This is a genomic window from Ornithinimicrobium carbonis (assembly GCF_977012275.1).
Genome location: NZ_OZ348993.1, coordinates 2,849,975 through 2,871,670 on the forward strand (window position 1 = coordinate 2,849,975; position 21,696 = coordinate 2,871,670).

At 66.5% G+C, this 21,696-nt stretch carries 18 protein-coding genes and 4 pseudogenes; 15 read left to right on the top strand and 7 right to left on the bottom strand.

The window, feature by feature from the left end; all coding sequences use genetic code 11:
- Positions 1–50 precede the first annotated feature (50 nt).
- From ACWHYA_RS13055 to ACWHYA_RS13065, 3 genes and pseudogenes are all read left to right on the top strand, one after another.
- Positions 51–248: pseudogene (locus ACWHYA_RS13055) on the top strand (IS3 family transposase); the annotation flags it as partial.
- Between the two features lie 33 nt (positions 249–281).
- A pseudogene (locus ACWHYA_RS13060) lies at positions 282–875 on the top strand (IS1634 family transposase); the annotation flags it as partial.
- Positions 876–1,416: 541 nt separating this feature from the next.
- Positions 1,417–1,818, top strand: a complete 402-nt coding sequence (locus ACWHYA_RS13065; protein WP_425943980.1) for a hypothetical protein — start codon at positions 1,417–1,419, stop codon at positions 1,816–1,818.
- Between the two features lie 99 nt (positions 1,819–1,917).
- Here ACWHYA_RS13065 and ACWHYA_RS13070 read toward each other — a convergent pair whose 3' ends face one another.
- A complete protein-coding gene (locus ACWHYA_RS13070) occupies positions 1,918–3,033 on the bottom strand; it encodes a hypothetical protein (RefSeq protein ID WP_425943982.1) in 1,116 nt (371 codons plus the stop codon).
- Between the two features lie 1,267 nt (positions 3,034–4,300).
- On the opposite strand from ACWHYA_RS13070, the gene ACWHYA_RS13075 reads away from it, so the two are divergent.
- The 6 genes and pseudogenes from ACWHYA_RS13075 to ACWHYA_RS13100 all read left to right on the top strand — a co-directional run.
- On the top strand, positions 4,301–4,591 hold the full coding sequence (locus tag ACWHYA_RS13075) for a transposase (protein ID WP_425943984.1): 291 nt from the start codon (positions 4,301–4,303) through the stop codon (positions 4,589–4,591).
- A gap of 2 nt (positions 4,592–4,593) precedes the next feature.
- Positions 4,594–5,535 (top strand): IS3 family transposase, encoded by a 942-nt coding sequence (locus tag ACWHYA_RS13080; protein ID WP_425943974.1) that lies wholly within the window; start codon positions 4,594–4,596, stop codon positions 5,533–5,535.
- Entirely contained in the window at positions 5,417–6,511 is a 1,095-nt protein-coding gene (locus ACWHYA_RS13085) for a tyrosine-type recombinase/integrase (RefSeq protein ID WP_425943976.1), read from the top strand. Before ACWHYA_RS13080 ends, ACWHYA_RS13085 begins: the two co-directional genes overlap by 119 nt.
- Positions 6,474–8,414 (top strand): tyrosine-type recombinase/integrase, encoded by a 1,941-nt coding sequence (locus ACWHYA_RS13090; protein ID WP_425943978.1) that lies wholly within the window; start codon positions 6,474–6,476, stop codon positions 8,412–8,414. Before ACWHYA_RS13085 ends, ACWHYA_RS13090 begins: the two co-directional genes overlap by 38 nt.
- Before the next feature lie 74 nt (positions 8,415–8,488).
- Positions 8,489–8,686, top strand: a pseudogene (locus ACWHYA_RS13095) (IS3 family transposase); the annotation flags it as partial.
- A gap of 32 nt (positions 8,687–8,718) precedes the next feature.
- Positions 8,719–9,072, top strand: a pseudogene (locus tag ACWHYA_RS13100) (transposase); the annotation flags it as partial.
- A 365-nt stretch (positions 9,073–9,437) separates the two neighbouring features.
- On the opposite strand, the gene ACWHYA_RS13105 reads toward ACWHYA_RS13100, so the two are convergent.
- The gene (locus ACWHYA_RS13105) at positions 9,438–9,605 is read right to left on the bottom strand and encodes a hypothetical protein (protein ID WP_425944318.1); all 168 of its coding nucleotides are present in this window, start codon (positions 9,603–9,605) and stop codon (positions 9,438–9,440) included.
- 357 nt (positions 9,606–9,962) lie between these two features.
- On the opposite strand from ACWHYA_RS13105, the gene ACWHYA_RS13110 reads away from it, so the two are divergent.
- Positions 9,963–11,261, top strand: coding sequence for an aspartate aminotransferase family protein (locus ACWHYA_RS13110; RefSeq protein WP_425944320.1), 1,299 nt, complete (start codon positions 9,963–9,965; stop codon positions 11,259–11,261).
- Positions 11,262–11,272: 11 nt separating this feature from the next.
- On the opposite strand, the gene ACWHYA_RS13115 is transcribed toward ACWHYA_RS13110, so the two are convergent.
- From ACWHYA_RS13115 to ACWHYA_RS13130, 4 genes are all read right to left on the bottom strand, one after another.
- On the bottom strand, positions 11,273–12,592 hold the full coding sequence (locus ACWHYA_RS13115) for a hypothetical protein (protein WP_448095602.1): 1,320 nt from the start codon (positions 12,590–12,592) through the stop codon (positions 11,273–11,275).
- 80 nt (positions 12,593–12,672) lie between these two features.
- Complete coding sequence (locus ACWHYA_RS13120; RefSeq protein ID WP_425944324.1) at positions 12,673–13,956, bottom strand: M20 metallopeptidase family protein; 1,284 nt, start codon at positions 13,954–13,956, stop codon at positions 12,673–12,675.
- Positions 13,953–15,116: an amidohydrolase family protein gene (locus ACWHYA_RS13125; protein WP_425944325.1), complete on the bottom strand. Its 1,164-nt coding sequence runs from the start codon at positions 15,114–15,116 to the stop codon at positions 13,953–13,955. The genes ACWHYA_RS13120 and ACWHYA_RS13125 overlap by 4 nt, the downstream gene beginning before the upstream one ends.
- 10 nt (positions 15,117–15,126) lie before the next feature.
- Entirely contained in the window at positions 15,127–15,999 is an 873-nt protein-coding gene (locus ACWHYA_RS13130) for a MurR/RpiR family transcriptional regulator (RefSeq protein ID WP_425944327.1), read from the bottom strand.
- 132 nt (positions 16,000–16,131) lie between these two features.
- Here ACWHYA_RS13130 and ACWHYA_RS13135 point away from each other — a divergent pair, with 132 nt between their 5' ends.
- The 5 genes from ACWHYA_RS13135 to ACWHYA_RS13155 are packed head-to-tail and all read left to right on the top strand — an operon-like array spanning position 16,132 to position 20,767.
- A complete protein-coding gene (locus ACWHYA_RS13135) occupies positions 16,132–17,316 on the top strand; it encodes an ABC transporter substrate-binding protein (protein ID WP_425944329.1) in 1,185 nt (394 codons plus the stop codon).
- Positions 17,317–17,323: 7 nt separating this feature from the next.
- On the top strand, positions 17,324–18,061 hold the full coding sequence (locus tag ACWHYA_RS13140; protein WP_425944331.1) for an ABC transporter ATP-binding protein: 738 nt from the start codon (positions 17,324–17,326) through the stop codon (positions 18,059–18,061).
- Complete coding sequence (locus ACWHYA_RS13145; protein WP_431472894.1) at positions 18,058–18,951, top strand: branched-chain amino acid ABC transporter permease; 894 nt, start codon at positions 18,058–18,060, stop codon at positions 18,949–18,951. The genes ACWHYA_RS13140 and ACWHYA_RS13145 overlap by 4 nt, the downstream gene beginning before the upstream one ends.
- Positions 18,948–19,988, top strand: a complete 1,041-nt coding sequence (locus tag ACWHYA_RS13150) for a branched-chain amino acid ABC transporter permease (protein ID WP_425944335.1) — start codon at positions 18,948–18,950, stop codon at positions 19,986–19,988. The genes ACWHYA_RS13145 and ACWHYA_RS13150 overlap by 4 nt, the downstream gene beginning before the upstream one ends.
- Positions 19,985–20,767, top strand: coding sequence for an ABC transporter ATP-binding protein (locus ACWHYA_RS13155; RefSeq protein ID WP_448095603.1), 783 nt, complete (start codon positions 19,985–19,987; stop codon positions 20,765–20,767). The genes ACWHYA_RS13150 and ACWHYA_RS13155 overlap by 4 nt, the downstream gene beginning before the upstream one ends.
- A 553-nt stretch (positions 20,768–21,320) precedes the next feature.
- Here the strand turns inward: ACWHYA_RS13155 and ACWHYA_RS13160 are convergent.
- Positions 21,321–21,674: a hypothetical protein gene (locus ACWHYA_RS13160; protein WP_425944339.1), complete on the bottom strand. Its 354-nt coding sequence runs from the start codon at positions 21,672–21,674 to the stop codon at positions 21,321–21,323.
- Positions 21,675–21,696 lie beyond the last annotated feature (22 nt).

The following is a 21,696-nucleotide window of genomic DNA, read 5'->3' on the forward strand; positions in this document are numbered from 1 at the left end:
CGCCCCCACCAAGGCCCCGATTAACCGGATAATGCTTCGACAATGCAGCCGCGGAGGCGTTCTTCTCATCCCTGGAGTGGGAAGTTCTCTCCCGGCACGAGTTCGACACCCGCGCCCAGGCCCGCGCGGTCGTCATCGACTGGGCTTACGGGTTCTATAACCACCAGCGCCGCCACAGCGCGGCTGGCATGATGTCACCCGTCAACTACGAGCAGTCCACCGCAGCGTCCGTCCCGGACGCCGCGTAGCCCGAAACCCTCCACGATCTGGGGGGAACCACAGTCTGGGACCCCACGGTGCACGAGCGATCGTGGCGGGCCGTGTGGGCCTACTCCGCCAAGCGCGCCGCCCGTGACGCCAAGACGCTCACCCTGCAGGAGAACCGGGCCGAGGCCGTCGTCGCTGGTGAGAAGGCCGCCCGCGCACCCAGGTTCGTCAAGACCAAGAACGGCTCGACGAAGCTGGATGAGGCAGCGCTGGCCCGCGCCAGGCGCCTCGTCGGGCTCAAGGGATACGTCACCAACCTGCCCGCCGACGTGATGCCCGCCGGCGAGGTCATCGCCTCCTACCACTCGTTGTGGCAGGTCGAGGCCTCGTTCCGGCTGTCCAAGAGCGACCTGGCCGCCCGCCCGGTGTTCCATCACGAGCGTGACGCGATCGAGGCCCACCTCACCGTGGTCATGGCCGCCCTGGCCATCGCCCGTCACCTACAGGACAGCACCGGGATCAGCATCCGCAAGATCGTCCGAGCACTACGCCCGCTGCAGCAGATCACCATCGACATCGCCGGTCACGAGCACACCGCCGCCGACCCGCTCACCGACACCGCCCGCGACATTCTCACCGCCACGGGCACCGAGTGGCAGACACACTAACCTGGCACGAGTCGGGGGACCAACACACACCTGACCACGGCGGCTGAGCCGAGACCGGGGCCGCGCCCAGCCCGTCGCGACTCCCAACTCGCACCGGCCCCCTGCCCGATACCGCGCCAACGCGCCCTTTCGCCGCGAGACGGGCCACATGCAATACCCGCTGGTCCGACCCTCACCCGGGCTCTGAAGCGCGCCGTGCCATCCCGCAGCCATCGTCCCGTAAGACCATCCTCAACCGGGGAAGCTGTCGAGCGCTGGCCGGCACCGCACGTCGCCCCTTCCTACTCCGGAAGACTCGTCGGCGTGTCGAGTAGAGAGCCTGGCAGATGGCAACCAACAATCTGGATTGACGAGCGTCACGTTAAGAGGCTGCGAGGTACCCAGAGTGGAGCCTGAATCTGCGGACCCCCACCCTCAGGGAGTCGACCTTGCGGCGGTGCGCGTCGCTTTGCATTGGGTCAGCAGCCTGCGACGCGGCGATGTCGACGCTCTCTGGCCCTTCACGACCCGCGACTACCGGCTGGCGCTGACGCAATGGTGGATGCTGGCCAACCCCGGTGTGCTGGAGCACCCAGCCGCAGCGGGGAAGACCCGCGACGCCCTTGCCCGAGAGATAAGCACCGGCGATCACGATCTCTTCATCCATCTACGGCGAGTTCTTGCCCGCGACTTACGAGCGTCGCTCGCCTACTTAGGCGATCTGGAATTGGCCGCAGGAACCGCCGCCCGGGTAGTGAGCCCAGGTGTGGAACTCGTTGCGCTCTTCGTCGAGGAGGACGTTCCTGGCGGCTCCTTCGCTCCCGGTGCATCGGCCAGAGTGGTCACGGTCGCTGTCGAGGTGGACGGCGGTGACGAGTGGAAGGTTGCGGGACTCAACTGTGTGGCTGTCCCTGGGTGGCCGCCCGCTTGGACCAAGGTCGACGCCAGCCTCCGCGAAGACTGACCACGACGAACTGCCGCACCTTGGTGAACGCGGTAGCACTGCCGACCCGTTGCGGGCCGGCTTGTCGCCGGTCCGAAGGGATCCCCCTGCGGTCTTGTTTTAGTAGAAGGTGACTATCTCGGTGGTGTGAGCTTCCGCCGTGTACTTTAGGCCGACCTGATACCGCTTGATCTCACCGTCGTCATCAGGAAACTCCACCTGGACGCTGTACATCATCGCGTCGAGCTCAGGCGCCAGCATACCGTCTCGTGAGCCCGATTTGAATCGCAGGTTGTAGACAAGACCGTTGGTGAACTTGGCCTTGATCGCCGCGGCGAGGGCATCCTTATCTAGCGCGTCGAGCCTGGCTCGACTCAGCGACGAGCCATGGTTACCTTTGAGGTACTCGATTCGCTTCTCATCGATGACCACGTCCGTGCTCGTGACCGGCTGACGGTCACCGCCAAGGACAGTCAACGCAAGCGCACTGTCCTCATCTGCCCAGGCTGGCACCCCATTGTTCAGGCGATGCCCGAGGTACGGACCGTAGAGGTACTCCTCGATACCGACGACCCGGAACCCGCTATTTTCGCACGGGTAACCAACCTGATTTGCCGTTCCATCGTCCTCCATTTCGGTGATTATGTGATCGCGCAAACGTAAGCCGACCTGCGGCAGATACATCCCTGCTTTGAGTGGGTTCCACGTTGAGCAGTCGACGTAGCCGAGGTACGCCTCGGTCGCTCCGGTGAGCGCTGCGTCGACGTGCCGCAATTGGCCAGCTGACAGGTTCGTCATGTAGACGACGAAGTACTGATCGTGCGGCTGTCGCGGGAACCCTGCTGGCCCCACGAGGTGTCGATCTAGCTCTCGCCAGACGAACTCGTTAGGCAGCATGAGGATGTCGCCGACGCGAAGCGCGGTCTTTTCTGGCCCATGCTGCTTCAGCGCGGGGATCCACTTCTCCGCAAAGAAGTAGCCGTACATGTCCTTTTCGGAGCGCGTGGAGTCGAAGATGAAGGCCGCCTCATGCCGGCCGGGTTGCGGAACAAGCGCATTGCGGAGTTCTGAGTAATCGACGCCCGCGGCCTTAAACTTCTCCACCAGATCGTAGTGGCCGACTCGGATAATCTTCTGCACCTGTTCCGGTTTCAGGTCTAGGTGGTCGATGAGGCTCGTCAGGCCTACATGCGTGTAGTTGTTGAGCGAGTGGATCGTGAACGGTCGCTCGCTCAACTCGCGGACGGTCAATGGGTCTGAACTCATGGGCCTACCGGGCGCGGGACAGCTCATTTGTCAGCGAGTCCTGCACGTGAGCCGTCGCCTGTTGCGCGCTGGGGGGTCCACACGGGAACAGCGCGAGGGAACGTTCACCTCCTTGTTGGTCTCCGCTCATGAAGCAATCATCTCAGAGGCCACCGACAGACTTCATGCCCAGTTGCCCCCGCGTGTCCCGTAAGACCAACCTTGAACGGGAACGATGCAGGTCAGCGAGTGCATCTCTGTGCGGGTGTCCCACAAGACCCGCCCGAGAAAGAGCCCGGTGAAGGGGTGATGAGTGGGACAAGGCCGAGGAGGTCCAGACCGGGGTGCGAGGTGACCGTCGGGCGCGTGCGCGTCCTGTCGGCCGCCAACGGTTCGCTCTGTGACCGACGCTCCACCAACGGTATAGCCATCCCCGCTAGTGCATGTGTATGCCATCTAGCAAGAGCGCGCACATCGGCGGAGTCGCGATGTCACGCACCTGCGCGCTCCGAAGTCGGGTACCTCACGGTCGTGACGTCATGCCATGGAGCGATGGGTCACAGGGGAGCGGACGGGGGAGTGAGGCACTCCCGCCCGTCGTGGCATGACGTCGGTCCGAGTCGCGGGTTCACCCGAGTGCCGTCGAAATGGGTGTGCGTTGCACGATCCTCTGACCTGCGGTTACGCTCCGATCTGGATGTCCAGGGTGTGTGTCCCATGTGGGCAAGTCCCCCTCCGGACACAAGACAAGCCGCTGACCTGCGGATATGCCGTCAGTTTCCTCGGTCTCCGACACAAACCCCCACGCGATGGCCACCTTTCGCGAGTGCGTCGTTATGGGTGGAGGCGCTGTGCCTCTGCAGCGCAAAAGGGGGTCGGGTGCTCCGGCTCAGCTGGGGGCGGGGAAGTGCGGCGAGGAGCTGCTCGAGCTCCTCGTAGGTGTTGTAGTAGTGGACTGAGGCACGGACAAGGTCTGGCAGGCCACGCTGGGGCAGTCGGCAGCCGGGTGGACAGCAAGCTCGCCTCGGTGGCCCCTTCGTGGGTCCGCACCACACCTGCACCCCCTTCGGGCGTGCAGCAATGCACTAAGCCCCGCGTCCCACGTGCCGAACGCCCATGTCTGACCTCAGCCGCCACACGTTCCGGCTTGAGCTGGCCGACGGGGAAATCCACGGGTGGAGCAAGGTCGCCGTCAACCTGGCGTCCAAGACACTGAGGTTCCCCCCGGAGCGTAGAGGCATCCACAATGAGGATCGAGATGCCAGAGACAAGGAAGAAGTACGACCGGGAGTTCCGTGAGGGAGCGGTCCGGATCGTCGAGGAGACGAACAAGCCGATCGCGCAGGTCGCCCGCGATCTCGGTGTGAACGAGGGCACGCTGGGCAACTGGGTCCAGCGGGCCCGCGCCGCACGCGAGGGCCGTGGCGAGCTGTCCAAGGACGACCACAAGGAGCTGAAGCGTCTGCGCGCGGAGAACGCCGAGCTGCGGATGGAGCGTGATGTCCTCAAGCGATCCGTGGTCCTGCCGGTGTTGGAGGCGACGAAGTGAGCGTGGCACGCTTCATCGCCGACCAGAGGACCAACTACGCCGTGCCACACACCCTCGTCTGCGCCCTGCTAGGGGTCTCCCTGGCGTGGTTCTACAAGTGGATCAAGCGCGCCAACGGCCCGGGCGCCGCGAGCGGGTTGTTCACCGACACCGACCGGCGCCGCGACTCCGTCGACCGCGCGGTGAAGGTCGCGTTCAAGGACGCCAAGGGGCTGCACGGCTCCCCGCGCCTGCATGCCGACCTGCGCGACGCTGGCTGGGAGATCAGCGAGAAGACGGTCGCCGAATCGATGCGCCGCCAGGGTCTGGTCGCCCGCGTCATCAAGCGGCGCGGTGGCTTGACCAGGCAAGACAAGACCAAGAAGCCGTTCCCGGACCTGCTGTGCCGGGACTTCACCGCGCCAGCGCCGAACTGCAGGTGGGTCGGTGACATCACTGAGATCCCGACGGCCGAGGGCAAGCTGTACCTGGCCACCGTCATCGACCTGTACTCCCGCCGGCTGCTCGGCGCGGCGACCAGTGCCCACCCCGACGCTGAGCTGGCGTGCGCGGCGATCCGGATGGCCGTGACGGCCCGCGGCGGCAAGGAGGCGATCTGGCGAGAGGACCAGGCCGAACGTCTCGTGTTCCACACCGACCGCGGGTCGACCTACACGGCGACCTCGTTCACCACGTTGTGCGCCGACCTGGGGATCCGTCAGTCGATGGGCCGGGTGGGGTCGTGCCTGTTAACCGGCCAATCGCCCCGGCAGGGACGTCCTGGAGGTGGCCGACCTCGCAGTGGGGGTGTTCGCTTCGGGCGGTGCGGAGGCGTAGGTATGAGGCATGGACACCGACGCCGGTGCTGTCAGTCTTCGCCAGGTCGAGCAGCGCTGGGAGCTGTTCTGTCCCACCCGGCCCGAGCTCGTCGCCGTCCCCAACGCCTACCTGGGGTACCTGGTTGACCGGAACTACTCGCCTCGCACCGTGCGCACGTACGGCTTCGGGCTGGTGGCGTTCTGCCGCTGGGCCTACCGCACGGGCACGGACATCGAGGCGGTGAGCACTGATGATCTGCTCTCGTTCTTGTCCGCGTGCCGCCAGCAGGTCGTGGCCGGTCGGGGCGGACCGAACGTGCTCGACCTGACCGGGCGCCGCACCGACCGCCTTGCCCCGGCCTCGGTGAACCTGCGCCTGGCCGCCGTGGCGGGGATGTATGAGTACCTGGCGATGCGTGAGCCCGGCCGGGTCTCTCCAGTGCCCAAGGGACGGCCCTCGAGCTGGTTCGCCCAAGGTGAACGCTCCGGGTTGCTGGCCCACACCAAGCGTCGACCCGCGCCCCGGTCCCGGCTGCGCTTACGGACCCCGCGACGACTGCCTCGGGCCCTGACGCCGGCCGAGACCAGGGCGCTGCTGGCCAGCCTGCGCAGCCGACGGGACCTGGCGATCGCCGGGCTGATGCTGTACTGCGGGCTGCGCTCGTGCGAGGTGCTGGCCCTGGCCGTGACCGACGTCGACATCGGCGGCCGGTGGTTGCTGGTGCACGGCAAGGGCGGCAAGGACCGCCGGGTCCCGTTGGACGGGGACCTCGCCGCGGCGATCAACGCCTACCTGCTCACCGAGCGCCCGGACACGCCCAGCCCGTCGTTGTTCGTGGTGGCCAAGGGCCCTACCCGAGGTCATCCGCTGACCCCGGCCGGGCTGCGCACGATCTTCCGCTACCACCGCGCCCGCAGCGGGGTCGGCGCCGGCGCCCCGCACGCGCTGCGGCACACGTTCGGTACCGCGCTGGCCGAGGCCGGGGTCGACCTGGCCGTCATGCAGTCCCTGCTGGGGCATGCCCACGTCGACACCACCGCCCGGTACATCCACCTCGCCCCGACCCACGTGAAGGCTTCCTACGATGCTGCCCGCACCCGGCAACGCGACACGTCCAGCTGAACAGCACGACCGTGCGGAGACACCACGAGAGGTGCTGGCCGCCTACCACGCCCACCAGGGCCGCACCGGTCGCGGGAACAGCGCCTTCACGGGCGCGGCGAAAGCGTTCCTGCGGCGCTGGCCGTACGTGCAGGACTGGGCGGCCGAGCCGCTGAGAGTGCAGCTGTCCGCAAGCACCGCCACCCGCCCGTTCCTGACGTTCCTGCTCGTCACCGGGCGGTTGCGGCCCTCGTGGGAGTACCTGGTGCACCGCAAGTTCTCCTCCCTGTGGCGCGACCTGCCCGGCACCGTGATCGGGCAGGACGTCCAGGAGTTCATCACCGCCGCCCGCGCCGTCGGCTACTCCGAACGGGTCGCCTCGGCCATGGCCTCCCAAGTGATGGCCCGGGTCCTGTTCGCCACCGGCAAACGCCTGGACCAGGTCACCCACGACGACTTCGACGCCCTCGCGGCCGCCGGCCAGGCACGACAGGAAGCCACCGGACGCACCTGGAAGCACTACCGTGCCTGCGCCACCGCGACCCGGACCGTGCTGTTCCACCACGGCGTCCTCCCCGCCCCACCTGCGCCGTGGGAGCAGCGTTGGCCGTTCGCCCGACGCCTGGGCGGCGTGCCCGAGCCGATGCACTCGATCCTGGTGCGCTACCTGGACCGCAAGTCCGTGACCTGCAAGATGACCACCGTCTCCTCCCTGGCGACCCGCCTGGCCCACTTCGGCACCTTCGTCACCACCCTCGAGGCGGACCTCACCCCCGCGGGTCTGGACCGGGTCACGCACATCGAACCGTGGCTGGTCGCGCTCACCCGGACCGAGAACACCAGGTCCGGCGGCCTGCTGTCCGTGCCCGAGCAGGCCCGACGGATCCTGGCAGTGGCCAACTTCTTCACCGACATCACCGAGTGGGACTGGCCCGAAGCACCGCTGCGCAAGCTGCTCTACGCCTCGGACAACCCGCGCCTGCCCCAGCCCCTGCCCCGGTTCCTCCCGCCCGCGGCCGACCAGGCCCTGACCCAGGCACTGGCCGACTCACCCAACCGGCTGGCCGCCGACGCCCTCCTGCTGCAACGCGCCTGCGGACTCCGCATCGGCGAGCTGGTCGACCTCGAGCTCGACGCCGTCATCGACGTCCCCGGCGCCGGCTCCTGGCTCAAGGTGCCCCTCGGCAAGCTGGACACCGAGCGGATGGTCCCGATCGACACCGAGACCCTCACCCTGGTCGACCGCATCAGCACCACCCGCAGCCCCGGCCGACCTCTCCCGCACCCACGCACCGGAAGACCCGCGGACTTCCTGTTCACCGCACACGGCCACCGGCTCAGCCAGTCCCGGCTGCGCGCCGAGCTCGACCGGGCCGCCGGCGCCGCCGGGCTCGGACACATCACCCCCCACCAGCTGCGGCACACCTACGCCACCGCCCTGGTCAACGCCGGCGTCTCCCTGCAAGCCCTCATGGTCATCCTCGGCCACGTCAGCGCCGAGATGAGCCTGCGCTACGCCCGTCTCTTCGACAGCACCGTCCGCGCCGAGTACGAACGCGCCCTCAGCCTGGCCAAGTCGCGCCTGGGCCCCCTACCCACGCCCGACCACGCCACCGACGAGCCGGACCAGGACCACGACTGGCGCACCACGCCGACCATCAAGACCGCCCTGGCCGGTGGCTACTGCCTCCGCGCCCCGGCGCAAGGGCCCTGCGCCTACGCCAACCTGTGCGAGCACTGCCCCGCCTACCGGACCACCATCGAGCACATCCCCGTCCTGACCGCCCAGCGCGACGATGCCGCCGCCCTCGCCCAGGACGCCACCGACCGAGGCTGGGACGCCGAGACCGAACGACACCTACGCCTGATCAGCCGGCTCAACACCCACATCGAGCAGGCAGCGACACGCCGCACCCCTGCGTGACCAACAGCACAACACGTGCCCCCGCGCCCCCACCAAGGCCCCGATTAACCGGATAATGCTTCGACAATGCAGCCGCGGAGGCGTTCTTCTCATCCCTGGAGTGGGAAGTTCTCTCCCGGCACGAGTTCGACACCCGCGCCCAGGCCCGCGCGGTCGTCATCGACTGGGCTTACGGGTTCTATAACCACCAGCGCCGCCACAGCGCGGCTGGCATGATGTCACCCGTCAACTACGAGCAGTCCACCGCAGCGTCCGTCCCGGACGCCGCGTAGCCCGAAACCCTCCACGATCTGGGGGGAACCACACCTGGGAGAACGCGTGGGACCGGTTCACCCCGTTCCTGGCGTTCGGGCCCGCGCTGCGCAAGGTCATCTACACGACCAACTCGATCGAGAGCCTGAACTACCAGCTGCGCAAGATCATCAAGAACCGCGGCCACTTCCCCAACGACGCCGCCGCGATCAAGCTGCTGTGGCTGGCGATCCGCAACATCGAGGACAAGCGCGCCCGAGAACGCGCCAAGGAGGCCGGCCTGCCCAAGGGCTCGCCGCGCAAGGCCCCCGGCAAACTCGTGGAGGGTTCCGTCGTCCAAGGTTGGAAAGCCGCTCTCGGCGAGCTCTCCCTCGTCTACCCAGACCGCGTCAACACCTACCTGTAAACCCATTGTGACCCACATCACTCACACAGAAAACTTGACACGCTCGGGCCAGGGCGTCCACGAGGACGCCGGCAGCCCTGACCCCGGCCACCGCCTCATTCAATCGCTGCTCGACCCGCCCACCGGCGGCTGCCGCGGACCGGCAGGAGATGACCACACCACGCAGGGCCTGACCACGGGTGACCGAAGTGGCGCCAGATGGGCGCTGCGATTCGTGGCTGCCCAGGGACCTGAACCGGGCCTCGGCGTCCAGCACGTCCAGCCGCATCCGAGACAGCTCCCACCGTGCCCGCGGCAGCACCTGGGCCACCTCGGTCAGGACACCCCGTGCCTCGCACAGCTCGATGGACCCCGACCTGTCTTCCTCACCCACCCCAGATCACCCCCAGCCACGACACGCGGCCGACCATCACACGACGGCCTCCCTCCCCGGTGTCGTAGGCGCCCGGCACCAGGCCCCGAACTGCCCGCCGGTGCGGGTCCGTCATCGCGGGGCTCACCACCTCCGGGTGGGGCGACGTGTCGTCGGTCATCTCCTGCTCCCCTCGCCTGATCCCCACCCCCGACGGGTGGGGTCCTCCTGGCCACCACACGCGGCAAGCGGGTCGGTGCGGGGTCCACCAATCGCGGCAGGACCATGCGGTGGGGCGAACGGTGCACGGGGACAGCAGCAACCCCCCGGCGGCCAGAGGCTGCCAGGGGGTTGTCCCTCAGGGATGTCAGGACCGGTGGGCGCTCTCCCACTGCTCGTCAGTCTCTGGTGCAGGCGCCCCCGCTTGGCGTAGTCCATGCCCTGCTCATCCAGCCACGCCTTGATGGGCGTGTCGACCAATAGACGTAAGGTCTGAACTACCCTGGACCCAACCGCCCCCGGGCCGGAAGGCGCGATTATGACCGCAAACTCAGCAGGGTTGTACGACCGCGACTGCGAAGTGATTGCCCGTATCCAGCATCTGCGTTTCTTCCCGGCGCACGCCATCGAAGGAAATGGCACGCACCTCATCGACGAGGACGGTCGACGCGTCCTTGACATGTCGGCGGCCTGGGGTGCTGCCACGATCGGTTACAGCCACCCGGAAGTCGTGGCGGCGGTCTCCTCAGCCGTCCGCTCGATGCCGGGAGCCAGCATCCTGTCGATGACCAATCCGGAGGCGGTCTCACTGGCCGAGGAACTGCGTAGCCTGGTCCCGGGTGAAGAGGACAGAAAAGTGTACCTGGGACACGCGGCCAGCGATGCTAACAGTGCCGTGATTCGCAGCGTCCGTACCGCGACAGGGCGGCCACGCGTCGTCACTTTTGACGGGTCTTACCACGGTGGACTCGGGGATGCCGAAGGCGTCTCCGGTCTATATCTTTCGCGCGCGGGTGCCGATGCGTCGGCGGTGGCCGTGGTTGCCTACCCCTCCGAATCCATCCCCGGATCGAGTGCAGCCGCCCTTACTGCAGTGCGCACTGAGCTGGGGCGCGGTGATGTGGCGGCCGTCATCGTCGAGCCATTGCAGTGCGACGGTGGTGTCCGAGTTCCACCCGCAGGGTTCCTGACGGCTCTCTCTGATACGTGCAGCGCCTTCGGTGCGTTGCTGATCTGTGATGAGGCCAAGGTTGGACTAGGGCGTACGGGCCTGCTGCACGCCTTTCAAGTTGATGACGTGACCCCCGACATAGTGACATTCGGCAAGGGGCTGGGCGGCGGCCTTCCGTTGTCCGCCGCCGTCGGGCCGGCGAGCATATTGGACGCCGCTCCGGCCTCAGCGCTGCTGACGACGGCGGGTAACCCAGTGGCAGCCGCGGCGGGACGTGCTGTCCTGAGAGTCTTGTTGCGCGATGGTCTTGCGGCCCGCGCCCAGAAGCAGGGGGAGCGGCTGGCGCGCGGGCTTGACGAACTGGCCAGCCGCCATTCGTGTATTACACACATTCGCGGGCGTGGATTGGTTCGTGGCGTGGAAGTGTCCCACCGAGACGGGCGACCTGCGGGTGATACGACGGCAAAGGTGGTATTCCGGGCCTATCAGCTCGGCGTGATCGCTTACTGCGTGGGAGCACACGGCAACGTCATCGAACTGACTCCCGCCTTGATCATCGCCGATTCCGATATCGACCTGGCCCTGGCGGTCCTGGACCAGGCGTTCGCTGACGTTGAACGAGGGCTCGTGTCGAACGCCGAAGTTTCTGCATTCACCGGCTGGTAGGGCCTCGGAAGTCAGTATCGGAACCGGAGACGCGCCGCGACCTCTTCGGCGACCATACGCCCGTACGTTGTCCACTCGTGACGCCGTACGGTGAGATAGGCCTCCAGCAGGAGCGGGTGAAAGGTACGGGTCACCAACTCACTCGACTCCAATGCTACGAGGGCCTGACCGAGGTCGGGCGAGAAGGTCCGCACGCCTCGCTCCGCTCGCTCTGCCTCCGTCAGCGTGTCTGGGTCTACGGTGATCTCCGGGGAAAGAGTCAGATCCTTGTCGACCCCGTCGAGAGCCATGGCGAGGAACGCGGCGACGGCGAGGTAGGGGTTGGCGGCGGCATCGGCCACCTTCAACTCCATGTTGGCCTGGGCATCCTCCCGGCCCTGCTGGCCGGCCATGTACCGAACTGACGCCTCGCGGTTGCCTTTGCCCCAGCAAATATAGGAACCGGCCCAGCTGTGAGGACGGAGCCGAGTGAAGCTGAGCACGCTGCCGCCCAGCAGGGCAACAGTGTCCCCGACGTGGGCAAGGACACCTGCGATCATGTGCTCACCGGCCACTCCGATGCCTGTGGGGGAATTGGGGTCGTGGAACACGTTGCGCCCGTCCCGCCGGGCCGAAAGGTGGATGTGGCAGCCGTTCGTTGCCTCGCCCGGCACGGGGACGGGGGAGAACGAGACGAGCAGGCCGTGGGCCTGTGCGGTGCGCGCTATCACCAACCGGGCGAGCAGGAACTGGTCTGCGGCAGTCACGGGGTCTGCAGGCTCCAGCGAGACCTCCAGCTGACCATTGCCGTACTCCGGATGCAGCTGTGACACGGGGACGCCTGCCGCGGCCAGGGCCTCCAGCAGATCGAGGTGGAAGGCTTCGAGCTCGATGAAGGGGGTGTTCCCGTAGCCAGGGCCGGCATGGGCAAGGACCGGGTCATCCTTGGTCCCGCGGAATACGGAGAACTCCAGCTCAAAACCTACGGTGAAGTCGAACCCAGCCACCTCCGCGGTCGCGAGAACGTCTTTGAGAGCGGTTCGCTGACAGATCGGATCGGGCGCACCGTCCAGACGGCACAAGTCGGAGGGAGCCCAGGCCAAGCCGCGTTCTGCGTCGAGGACCGCCAGGGCACCCAGGTCCGGTATGCAACGGAGGTCACCGATGGCAGCATCGATGTTGGGCGTACTCAGCACCGCGTCATCTACGGCGAGCAGGCTCGCGACGCTACGGGAAATGGTGGCTCCGCCGGCCGCAGCAGTGTCTAGGCGGGCACGCGGAAGCACCTTGGACCGAGCAAGGCCGGCGTTGTCGATGTAGGCGACCAGCAGGGCGGAGACGCCATCGAACACGCCGTCCTCGGTTCCTGTCTCGTTTGCCTTATGGGGTGAAGTCATCGGATCCCTTTCTACGCCTGCCCAGCCCACGGCATTCAGACGGGCTGTGGTCGGTTTGGCGTGCTGCTTCGGCTTTCACGGTGCGGCGGATGTGTTGCCTCTGTCGTTGAAGTCAGGCTCTGTGCGGCTGAAAGGTAGGCGACGAGCATGATCGTCGCCACGGTGTCGACGGCATCGTCGGCCGGCACGAAGCGGGGGTGATGAAGCCCGGGAGTTTGCGACGTCGCTTCACCGATCCCGGCGAAGATCATCAGCGACGGGAACAAGGAGCCGTACCAGGCGAAATCGTCGGCCCCACAGGAACGGACCGGGTCGGCCTCTGCAAGACCATGATCCTCGAGGGCGCGGGTGACCAGGTGTGCCAACCGATGGTCGTTCTCCAGGACGGGCTCTCCCCACTCGAACCTGCAGTTCGCCGTGCACCCGTGAGCCGCTGCAACGCCTTCTGCGACCTGGGCGATGGCGGCGGTGACCAGGCGGCGGTCATCTTCGGAGAACGTGCGCACGGTGCCCTGGAGCAGCACCTCCTCCGGGATGGCATTGTGGGAGTCGCCGCCGATCACCCGCCCGACCGACACGACGCTGGGACTCATGGGATCGACCCGCCGTGACACCACATGCTGCAGCGCCTGGATCACTGCGGCGGCGGCGACGATCGGGTCGCGTCCACGGTGCGGATAGGCCGCGTGCGAGGGGACCCCGCAGATCCGCAGATCGAAGTTGTCGGATGCTGCGTTGATGGGGCCAGCCACTGCGGAAAAGGTACCGGCCGCGATCATGGGCTGAAGGTGCACGCCGATCATCGCGCGGATGTCCTTCCCGGCCAACGCGGGACTCGAGACGAAGTCCTTGGCTCCGGAGGGGTAGACCTCCTCTCGTGGCTGGAAAGCACCGATGAGTGGTACTGGCGTCCCGATGGCCTGCACGGTGCCGAGAACGGCCACGAGGGCCGCGGTGTGGACGTCGTGACCGCACAGGTGGGCCACGCCGGGAACAGTGGAGCGCCAGGGTTCATTGCTGTCCTCCTGGATCGGAAGCGCGTCCAGTTCTGACCGAAGGGCCACAGCCGGGCCCTGCTGCCCACCACCTGCCCAGACAAGGAAACCTCCTTTGATCCTTACGGGGTCGGATTCGCCAAGGAGGTCCAAGACCCTAAGAGCCGTCCCCTGCTCGTCTCCACCCACCTCAGGATGGGCGTGAATATCACGCCGCAGGAGGCGAGCCGATGGGAGACGACGGGACAGTTCTTCATTCGCCCGACGGCGCAACTGGGTCCAGTCAGCCTCAGTGGTCGGACGATTGTCGTTACCTGTTGTCACGAGCCGCCCCGCCCGAGGACCCGGGCGTCCTCGCGACCCCCAGTTCCTAGGTTGTAGGCGCGCAGGGCGTTTCCGGAAGCGATCATGGTGGCGATTCGTCGCGCGTCGTCGGCCGAGGTCCAGCCCTCGGCAATCCACGCATCCAGCAGCCGGTCCATCTCGTGCCGCCAAAGATGGGCACTGACGGTGTACAGCTCAGCGAGCCCGTAGGCATCGGAGGAGAACAGCACCTTGGAGAAGGGGGCGATTTCCATGACCTGCCGGACGGCTACCGTGGCGCTCGGACCCAGGTACTGCGTCGCCAGTCCGACATCGCAGTACACGTGCGGGAACAGCTGGGCGGCAATGGCGGCCTCTCTGATGTACGGGTAGCAGTGAAGCAGCATCATGTTTGTGCCCGTTGTCCTTGTCGCCACGAAGAAGTCGCGCAGGCGTGAGGGGTCGGAACGGTGTAGCAGCACGTCGCTGTCCCCGTAACCGGTGTGGAACTGAATGGGTTTCTGGTAGGGGATGGCTGCCCAGATGAGGTGCTGCAACAAGGTGGGGTCGGAAATCCGGTAGTCGCCGGAGGACTCGGCTCCGGCCAGCCAGCGCCCCACCGCGTCACGGACCTCACCGTCCCCGGGAGCCTCACCACGGAGGTCGAAGCCCCACCGGTAGGCGATGATGGACTTGAAACCGACGGCACCGATGGCGCGTTCGTCCAGGGCTGCGGTGAAGTCTGCGGCGAAGCCTTCGGCACTACTTCCTGGTCCAACCTGCTCGGCCACGGCCTCCAGACGCACGATCTCCTCGCCGATCGATCCCGTAGCAACGGCCATATCCTCGGGGCTCATCAATTGGTCAGCAGCGAATCCGGTGTCGATGAGATACCGCTCGATTCCGGTGAGCGGCATGAGTGCCGCATGAGCGTCCTGGGCGCACATGTTGGCACGATGGTCGACATACTCCGCCACTGGGACGTGACGGGGGAGACCGAGCGCGGGACCGCAGATCGCCCGGATGGCCAGTCCCACGGGGGAATCCAGGCTTTCGGTGCCTTCCGGCGCCGGCCAGTGTGCCTCCGTGCTGAGCAGGCGGAACTCCTGTGGGCTGGGTGCCTGCCTCAGTAAGCCGTGGCAGTGGTGGTCGATCAGGCCCAGGTCGGTAGTGGCAGGCACGGGTCCTCCGTCAGTTCTCTGATGTGGAAGTTGAGCGGGTGGTTGAAGGGCTGCTGAAGCCGTGCGTCGCCCAAGCCTCGTCGTAGTCTTTCATGCGCGAAATCGGGAGGTCTCCCATGGCGTCTAGGACCCCCGTGACCACGGCCTCGACGACGGCCATGGCATGGACGACGGAGTCCAATGGGTGAGGAGCGACCAGACTGGTCGTGAGAACTGCGTCGGCGTGCTGCGCGATTGGGCTCATCCAGTGGTCTGTCAACAAAATCACCTTCGCGCCCCGCCGTGCGGCCTCTGCGGCAAATGTCACCGTGCTCGGTTGGTACCGCCGGAGGTCTGTCACAAACACGACGTCCTTCGGCCCCAGGTCGACGATGACGGAAGTGCGATCTTCCACGCTGAGGTAGTGAGTCCTTGGCCGCAGCACCTCTAACAGCATCACCAGAGTCTTGGCCACCACAGTGGTGAACCTGCCGCCGGTGGCATAAACCGTGCTTCTTGGCGAGGCGAGCAGGGTGACCGCCTTAGCGAAGTCGGCCGGGTCCAGCCGCTCAAAAGTTTCCTCTAGGCCTCGTACGAACACCTGTCTCGAGCGGCCGAGCGGATCGTCTTCCGCCTGGTACTCCTTGGCCTGCCGCAACGGAATCCGAGCCTGCTCCTGCAACTCGCGCCGTAATGCCTCCTGGAACGCTGGATAGGAACTGAAGTCCAGACGATCGACCAGGCGCAGCACGGTTGGAGCGCTGACTCCGGCCGCCGCGGCGACGGCGGCCGTGGTGGTCAGGCCGGCGACCGGATAGTCGGCCAGCAGAACGCGCGCAGCCTTCAACTCGGCCGGCGGCAACTGCGGCATCTTCGCGCGCAGCCGCTGGGAGACAGTCTGCATGACGCGTACGTTATATGTGCTACCCGTTGACAGCAAGGTTGTTGCGCTCATAACGTTCGGGTACCGGTCCGGGGCTCGCCCTTAGGCGTGCCAGCGCCCCGGACGACCAGCTAGCCCAGCCAGGAGGCTGCTATGACCACTGCCCCTCGCGGCTCGACACGAGCCGTCACAACCGCTGCCGTGGCCGCGGCCCTTACCCTCGTGGCTGGATGCTCCGGCGGGACGGGTGACGACGATCCCATCAGGATCGCGCACATCGGTGACTACTCCGGTGACTGGTCCTTCTACGACGTGCCAATTCGTGACGGGCTGCAGATGGCGGTGGAGGAGATCAACGCGAACGGTGGCGTGCTGGATCGGGACATCGAGCTGATCACGGCCGACACGGGCGGGGACCAGGCAGAGGCAGTCCGCGGCGTCGAGGAGGCGCTCGACGACGGCGCCGTGTACATCACCGGGACGACCGCGTCGGGGCCATGGGGTGCGCAGGCGTCCGTCGCCTGCGGGGAGGGAGTCCCGATCTCCACGGGCGATGGCACCTCACCCACGCTGGTGCCCTCGGCGGGTGACTGCGCCTACCACCTGCTCATGCTCGACACCGTGCAGGCCGGTGCCACCGCGCAGTACGCGGTCGACGAGCTCGGCTACGAGTCCGCCTATGTCCTTGGTTCCAGTGACGACGCCTATACGGAGGGCCTGGCCGCCTACTTCGCCGACGCCTTCACGGAGAACGGAGGCCAGGTCGTGGCTGAGGAGGAATTTCGGATCGGGGCCAGCGACTTCAACGTCCAGGTGACCAACATTGCCGCCCTCGACCCGGCGCCCGACGTCATCTTCACGTCGATGTTCACGCCGGACACGCCCCAGTTCCTGCGCCAGCTGCGAGGGGCCGGGGTTGACATCCCGGTCATCTCCGGCGACGGGTCGGTCGACTCGAGCGTCCTGGAGGCCGGTGACGCCGCCGAGGGCCTGGTCGCAACCTATCACGCGTGGCCTTCCGAGGAGAACCAAGTTGCAGAATTCTTGGAGACCTTTGAGGACCCAAACCCGAGCTCGTCCCCGCAGAACATTGTCACCGCCGTGGGTTACGACGAGGCATACCTGGTCGCGCAGGCCATCGAGGCGGCCGGGGAGGCCGACCCGGAGGCGATCGCCGAAGAGCTGGACAACATCGAGTTCAGCGGCGTGACCGGCTCGTTGCAGATGGACCCCGAAACACACCAGGCGGACAAGGCCGTCACCCTGATCGAGGTGACGGACGGCCAGTACGAGTTCATCGAGACCTTGTTGCCGGACTACGTCCCCAGCGCAGGTTGAGCAGTCAATGACGGTGCGGGACGAGATCCTCGGTGTCGAAGGACTCGAGGCGGGCTATGGGCCGGTCCGAGTCCTACACGGTGTCGACCTCACGGTGCGGCGTGGTGAGGTCGTCGCGGTCCTGGGAGCCAACGGGGCAGGCAAGAGCACGCTGTTACAGGCGCTGGTGGGCATGGTCCAACCCCGAGCTGGAACGGTAACCCTTCTCGGTCAACCGGTCCAGGGGCGGCCGCCGGAGGACATCGTCCGTCGAGGCCTCACGCTCGTCCCGGAAGGGCGTCGCGTGTTCCCGCGCCTGACCGTTGCCGACAACCTGCGGATGGGGGGGTACTCGCGCAGCGACCGGACGGCCATGGCCGAGGACATAGACGAGATGTTTGACCGGTTCCCGGTGCTCGGTGAGCGTCGCAGCCAGCACGCCGGGACCCTGTCCGGGGGCGAGCAGCAGCAGCTTGCCATCTGCCGGGCACTAATGTCCCGGCCCGAGATCATCCTCCTCGACGAACCCTCGCTGGGACTCGCCCCTGTCATGGCCCAGCAAGTGTTCGAGCTGGTCGCCGAGCTGCACGCTCGGGACGGGCTCACGGTCGTCCTGGTCGAGCAAAATATCTCCCAGGCCCTCGAGCTGGCCGATCACGCCTACGTGTTGTCGGGTGGCCGGTTCACGACGAGCGGCACGAGTGCGCAGATCGCGGCGGCGGCACACGATCTGGAGGCCTCCTACCTGGGGGGGCAGTCGGCATGAGCCTTACCCTATTGACGCAACAGCTCATCAATGCGCTGAGCCTGGGTTCGATATACGCGTTGCTTGCCCTCGGCCTCGCCGTCGTCTTCAGCGTGCTGGGTCTGTTGAACTTCGCGTATGGGGAGATCGTGACGGTCACCAGCTACGGCGTTGTCCTGTGCGTGGCCGCGGGCGCGCCGTTGTTCCTGGCTGTCGTGGTGGGCTTCACGCTGGGGGCCTTAACCTCGTTGGTCACTGAGGCCGTGGCGTTCCGGCCGATGCGTCGAGCGCCTGCATACGCGGTGGTGTTCTCCTCTTTCGCCGTGGCTGTGATCATCCAGGCGACCATCCGTAACGTGATCTCCCCGCGCCCGCAAGGTATCGCGGTCCCCGCCTGGCTTGACCGGGTGCTGTCGCTGGGCACCATTCGGGTGCCAGTCTTGTCGTTAATCACGATCGCCATCGCGGCCGTCGCCATGGTGGCCCTCAGCGCCCTCTTGCAGCGGTCCCGTCACGGCATTGCTATGCAGGCGGCCGCGCAGGACTTCCAGGCCACCCGCTTGATGGGGGCCAAGGCGGGAAATTTGATCCGGCTGGCCTTCCTCATCTCCGGGGTTCTGGCAGCCGTAGCTGGCTTGCTGTGGGTGATGCGGGTCGGCAGTGCCACGCCCGGCATGGGATTCACCCCGCTGCTTCAAGCGTTCGTCGCGGTGGTCCTCGGAGGCCTGGGGAACCTGCGAGGAGCCGTTGCAGGCGGATTTGCGCTAGCCTTTCTCGAGGTCTCACTGCAGGTCTTCCTGCCTAACTCCCTGGTCCCGTTCGTGCAGGCGATCACGCTAACGCTGATCATCGTCCTGCTGTACTTCCGGCCGCACGGCTTCGGCCGCCGGGTCGAAGGCAGACTCGCATGAACCGGTGGTCCACGCTGAGGCTGCGTGCTGCCGCGGTCACGTTCGCGGCCCTGGCGGTGCTGATGCTGGTTGTCGGAGTCGTGGGGGAGACCATGCTCGGCCGCAGCGACCAGCGGGTGGTAGTGGAGTTCTTGCTCACGGCCGGCATGGTGATCGCCATCCAGTGCTTCGTCGGCAACTCAGGCATCATCTCTTTCGGCCACGTCGCCTTCTTCGGCCTCGCCGCCTACGGGACGGCACTTGCCGCCATCCCTGCTGACGTCAAAACGGATGCTCTGCCGGCCCTTCCAGATTCTCTCGCGAGCCTTGAGCTGGGCCTGATTGGGGCGGTCGGGGTGGGGGTCCTGGTAGTCACGGTATTCGCGGTCGCCACCGGTGCCCCGTTCTCACGCATGGACGTCTCCGTCGTACCCATGGCTACGCTCGCCTGGCTCGTAGTCATCCATGCGGTCATCAATCGATGGAACGGTCTCACGGGCGGACCCACCGGCATCTCTCGAGTGCCGGACCTGGTAGGCGTACCGCAGGCGCTGGTCACCGTGCTGTTCATCACCGCCGTGGCTCTGCTCTACGGTGCTTCGCCATGGGGGTTACGCCTTCAGGCCGTGCGAGAAGACCCCGTCGCGGCTGCCTCGCTCGGGATTCCCGTGGCCCTGACTCGGTTCATCGGATGGATGGTCAGCGCAGTGCTGATGGCTGTCGGCGGTGGCATGTGGGCGCTCAACGCGCTGGCGTTCAGCCCCGCCCAGTTCTTCTTCGCCGAGACCTTTGCGCTGCTGGCGATGTTGGTTATCGGTGGCCTCGGGTCGGTCACCGGTGCAGTTGCCGGAGCAGCCGCCATCACCGTGCTCTCGCAGCTACTGCGTGACCTGGAGAACGGTTTGAGCATCGGCACCCTGTCCCTGCCGGCGCTGCCAGGCATCATCCAGCTGGCCACCGCCGTCCTCATCCTTGGGGTGCTTATCTGGCGCCCAGGTGGCGCCTTTGGCAATCGCGAGATCGGCGATCTCCTGCCGAGAGGAGGGAGAGTCAAATGACGACGGCCAGCGCGCCGATTGAGGTGCCCCAACCGAGTTCCGCGACCCACGGAGCGGGCAACGTCGGGTTGATCGTCGATCGTGTGACGAAGAGTTTCGCTGGTGTGAAGGCCTTGTCAGAGGTCAGCATGGCGGTCATGCCGGGAGAAATCGTAGGACTGATGGGTCCCAACGGATCGGGCAAGAGCACGCTCGTGAACGTGATCAGCGGGATCCTTACGGCCGAGTCGGGAAGCGTGCGCATAGACGGTGAGGACGTGACCAGGGCCTCGGCCGGTCACATCGCGCGCGCTGGGGTGTCGCGCAGCTTCCAGACCGTCCGGCTCTTCCGGTCGCTCACGGTCCGGGACAATATCGCCGCCGTCGTCAGGGGTAGCGACTCACCTGTCGATGAGGTGGCGCTCCAACTGATGGACCGGCTTCGAATCGGGCACCTTGCCGATGCGCGCGCGGGTGAGCTCGCCTACGGTCTTCAACGACGTGTCGAGGTGGCTCGCGCCCTAGCCACTGGCCCCCGGTACCTTCTCCTGGACGAACCCGCCGCCGGCCTCAACGATGTCGAGACCGACGAACTGCAGCAGATCATTCGAGACTCGACCTCACCGGAGGAGTTCGGTTGTGGGGTGCTCGTCATCGATCACGACATGCACATGATCACCGCATTGTGTGACAAGCTGCACGTCCTGGCCAGCGGTAGGACCATCGCCGAGGGGCAACCGGCGCAGGTGAGGGAGAACCCGGAGGTAATCACGGCATACCTCGGCACCAAGAGGCACTGATCCACGACCTCCCGAGCGCCTTGACAGCCTTGACCTGCGGTTATGGGCTGATCTCGATGTCGAGGGCGTGTGTCCCATGTGGGCAAGTCCCCCTCCGGACACAAGTCATGGCTCTGACCAGCGGAAACGCGGTAATTTTCGACGATCGGCGACGTGAACCCCCACGCGATGGTCAGATCTGCCTCAACGATCGCGGCAGCGGTTACGGGGAGGACTAGTCCTCGGGGTGCTCTTCAGCCTGTGGCAAGAAGATGATCCCCCGCTCGAGATCGACCCCAGCACCATGAGGATCGTCATCCGCCTCCGAACCGGGCCTTGCTCGGGATCGGCGGCGATCGAAGTGTCCTTGGGCGAGGTGTCAAGGTCGTGGGAGAGGTCACCGTCGACCCTGCGAGCCCTGGGCGCACGCGTTGTGGACGCGGGTCCACGCGCACCTTCGTCAGCTCCGTGCCGCACCTCGAGCGGGTGAGGGTGCATATCGGCCCGCAAGCCGGTGCACCCCGCTGCCCGGGCCCTGGCCCCGTCTACGGGTCCGCGTCAGGGTTGGCTGCCTCTAGCGGCGGACTCCCCAGAGGTCCACCTCGAGACCGGCAGGATCCACATACCAGCAGTGGACGGCGTTCGGGTCCTCGGCGTCGAACCCTGGGATGTCGATGGTCACAAATGGACCCTCGCCCGATGGTAGGACGATCTCGACATGCATGGGGATGATGACCTCGTCCGTGCCGACGACGTGGAAGGGCGTGCCGAAACCGGCAGGGGTCAGGTAGGTGTGCACCGTTCCCTCCTCGCACTCAAGGACCCGCTCGTGGGTCCAGGAGGGGGGTGGGGTCCCGGGGACCGCGGTCGGGAACACCAGACCGAGGCCGCTCAGGAGAACGACGGGTGCGACGAGCCGGATGACCATGATCTTTTCTCCTTGTCCCGTG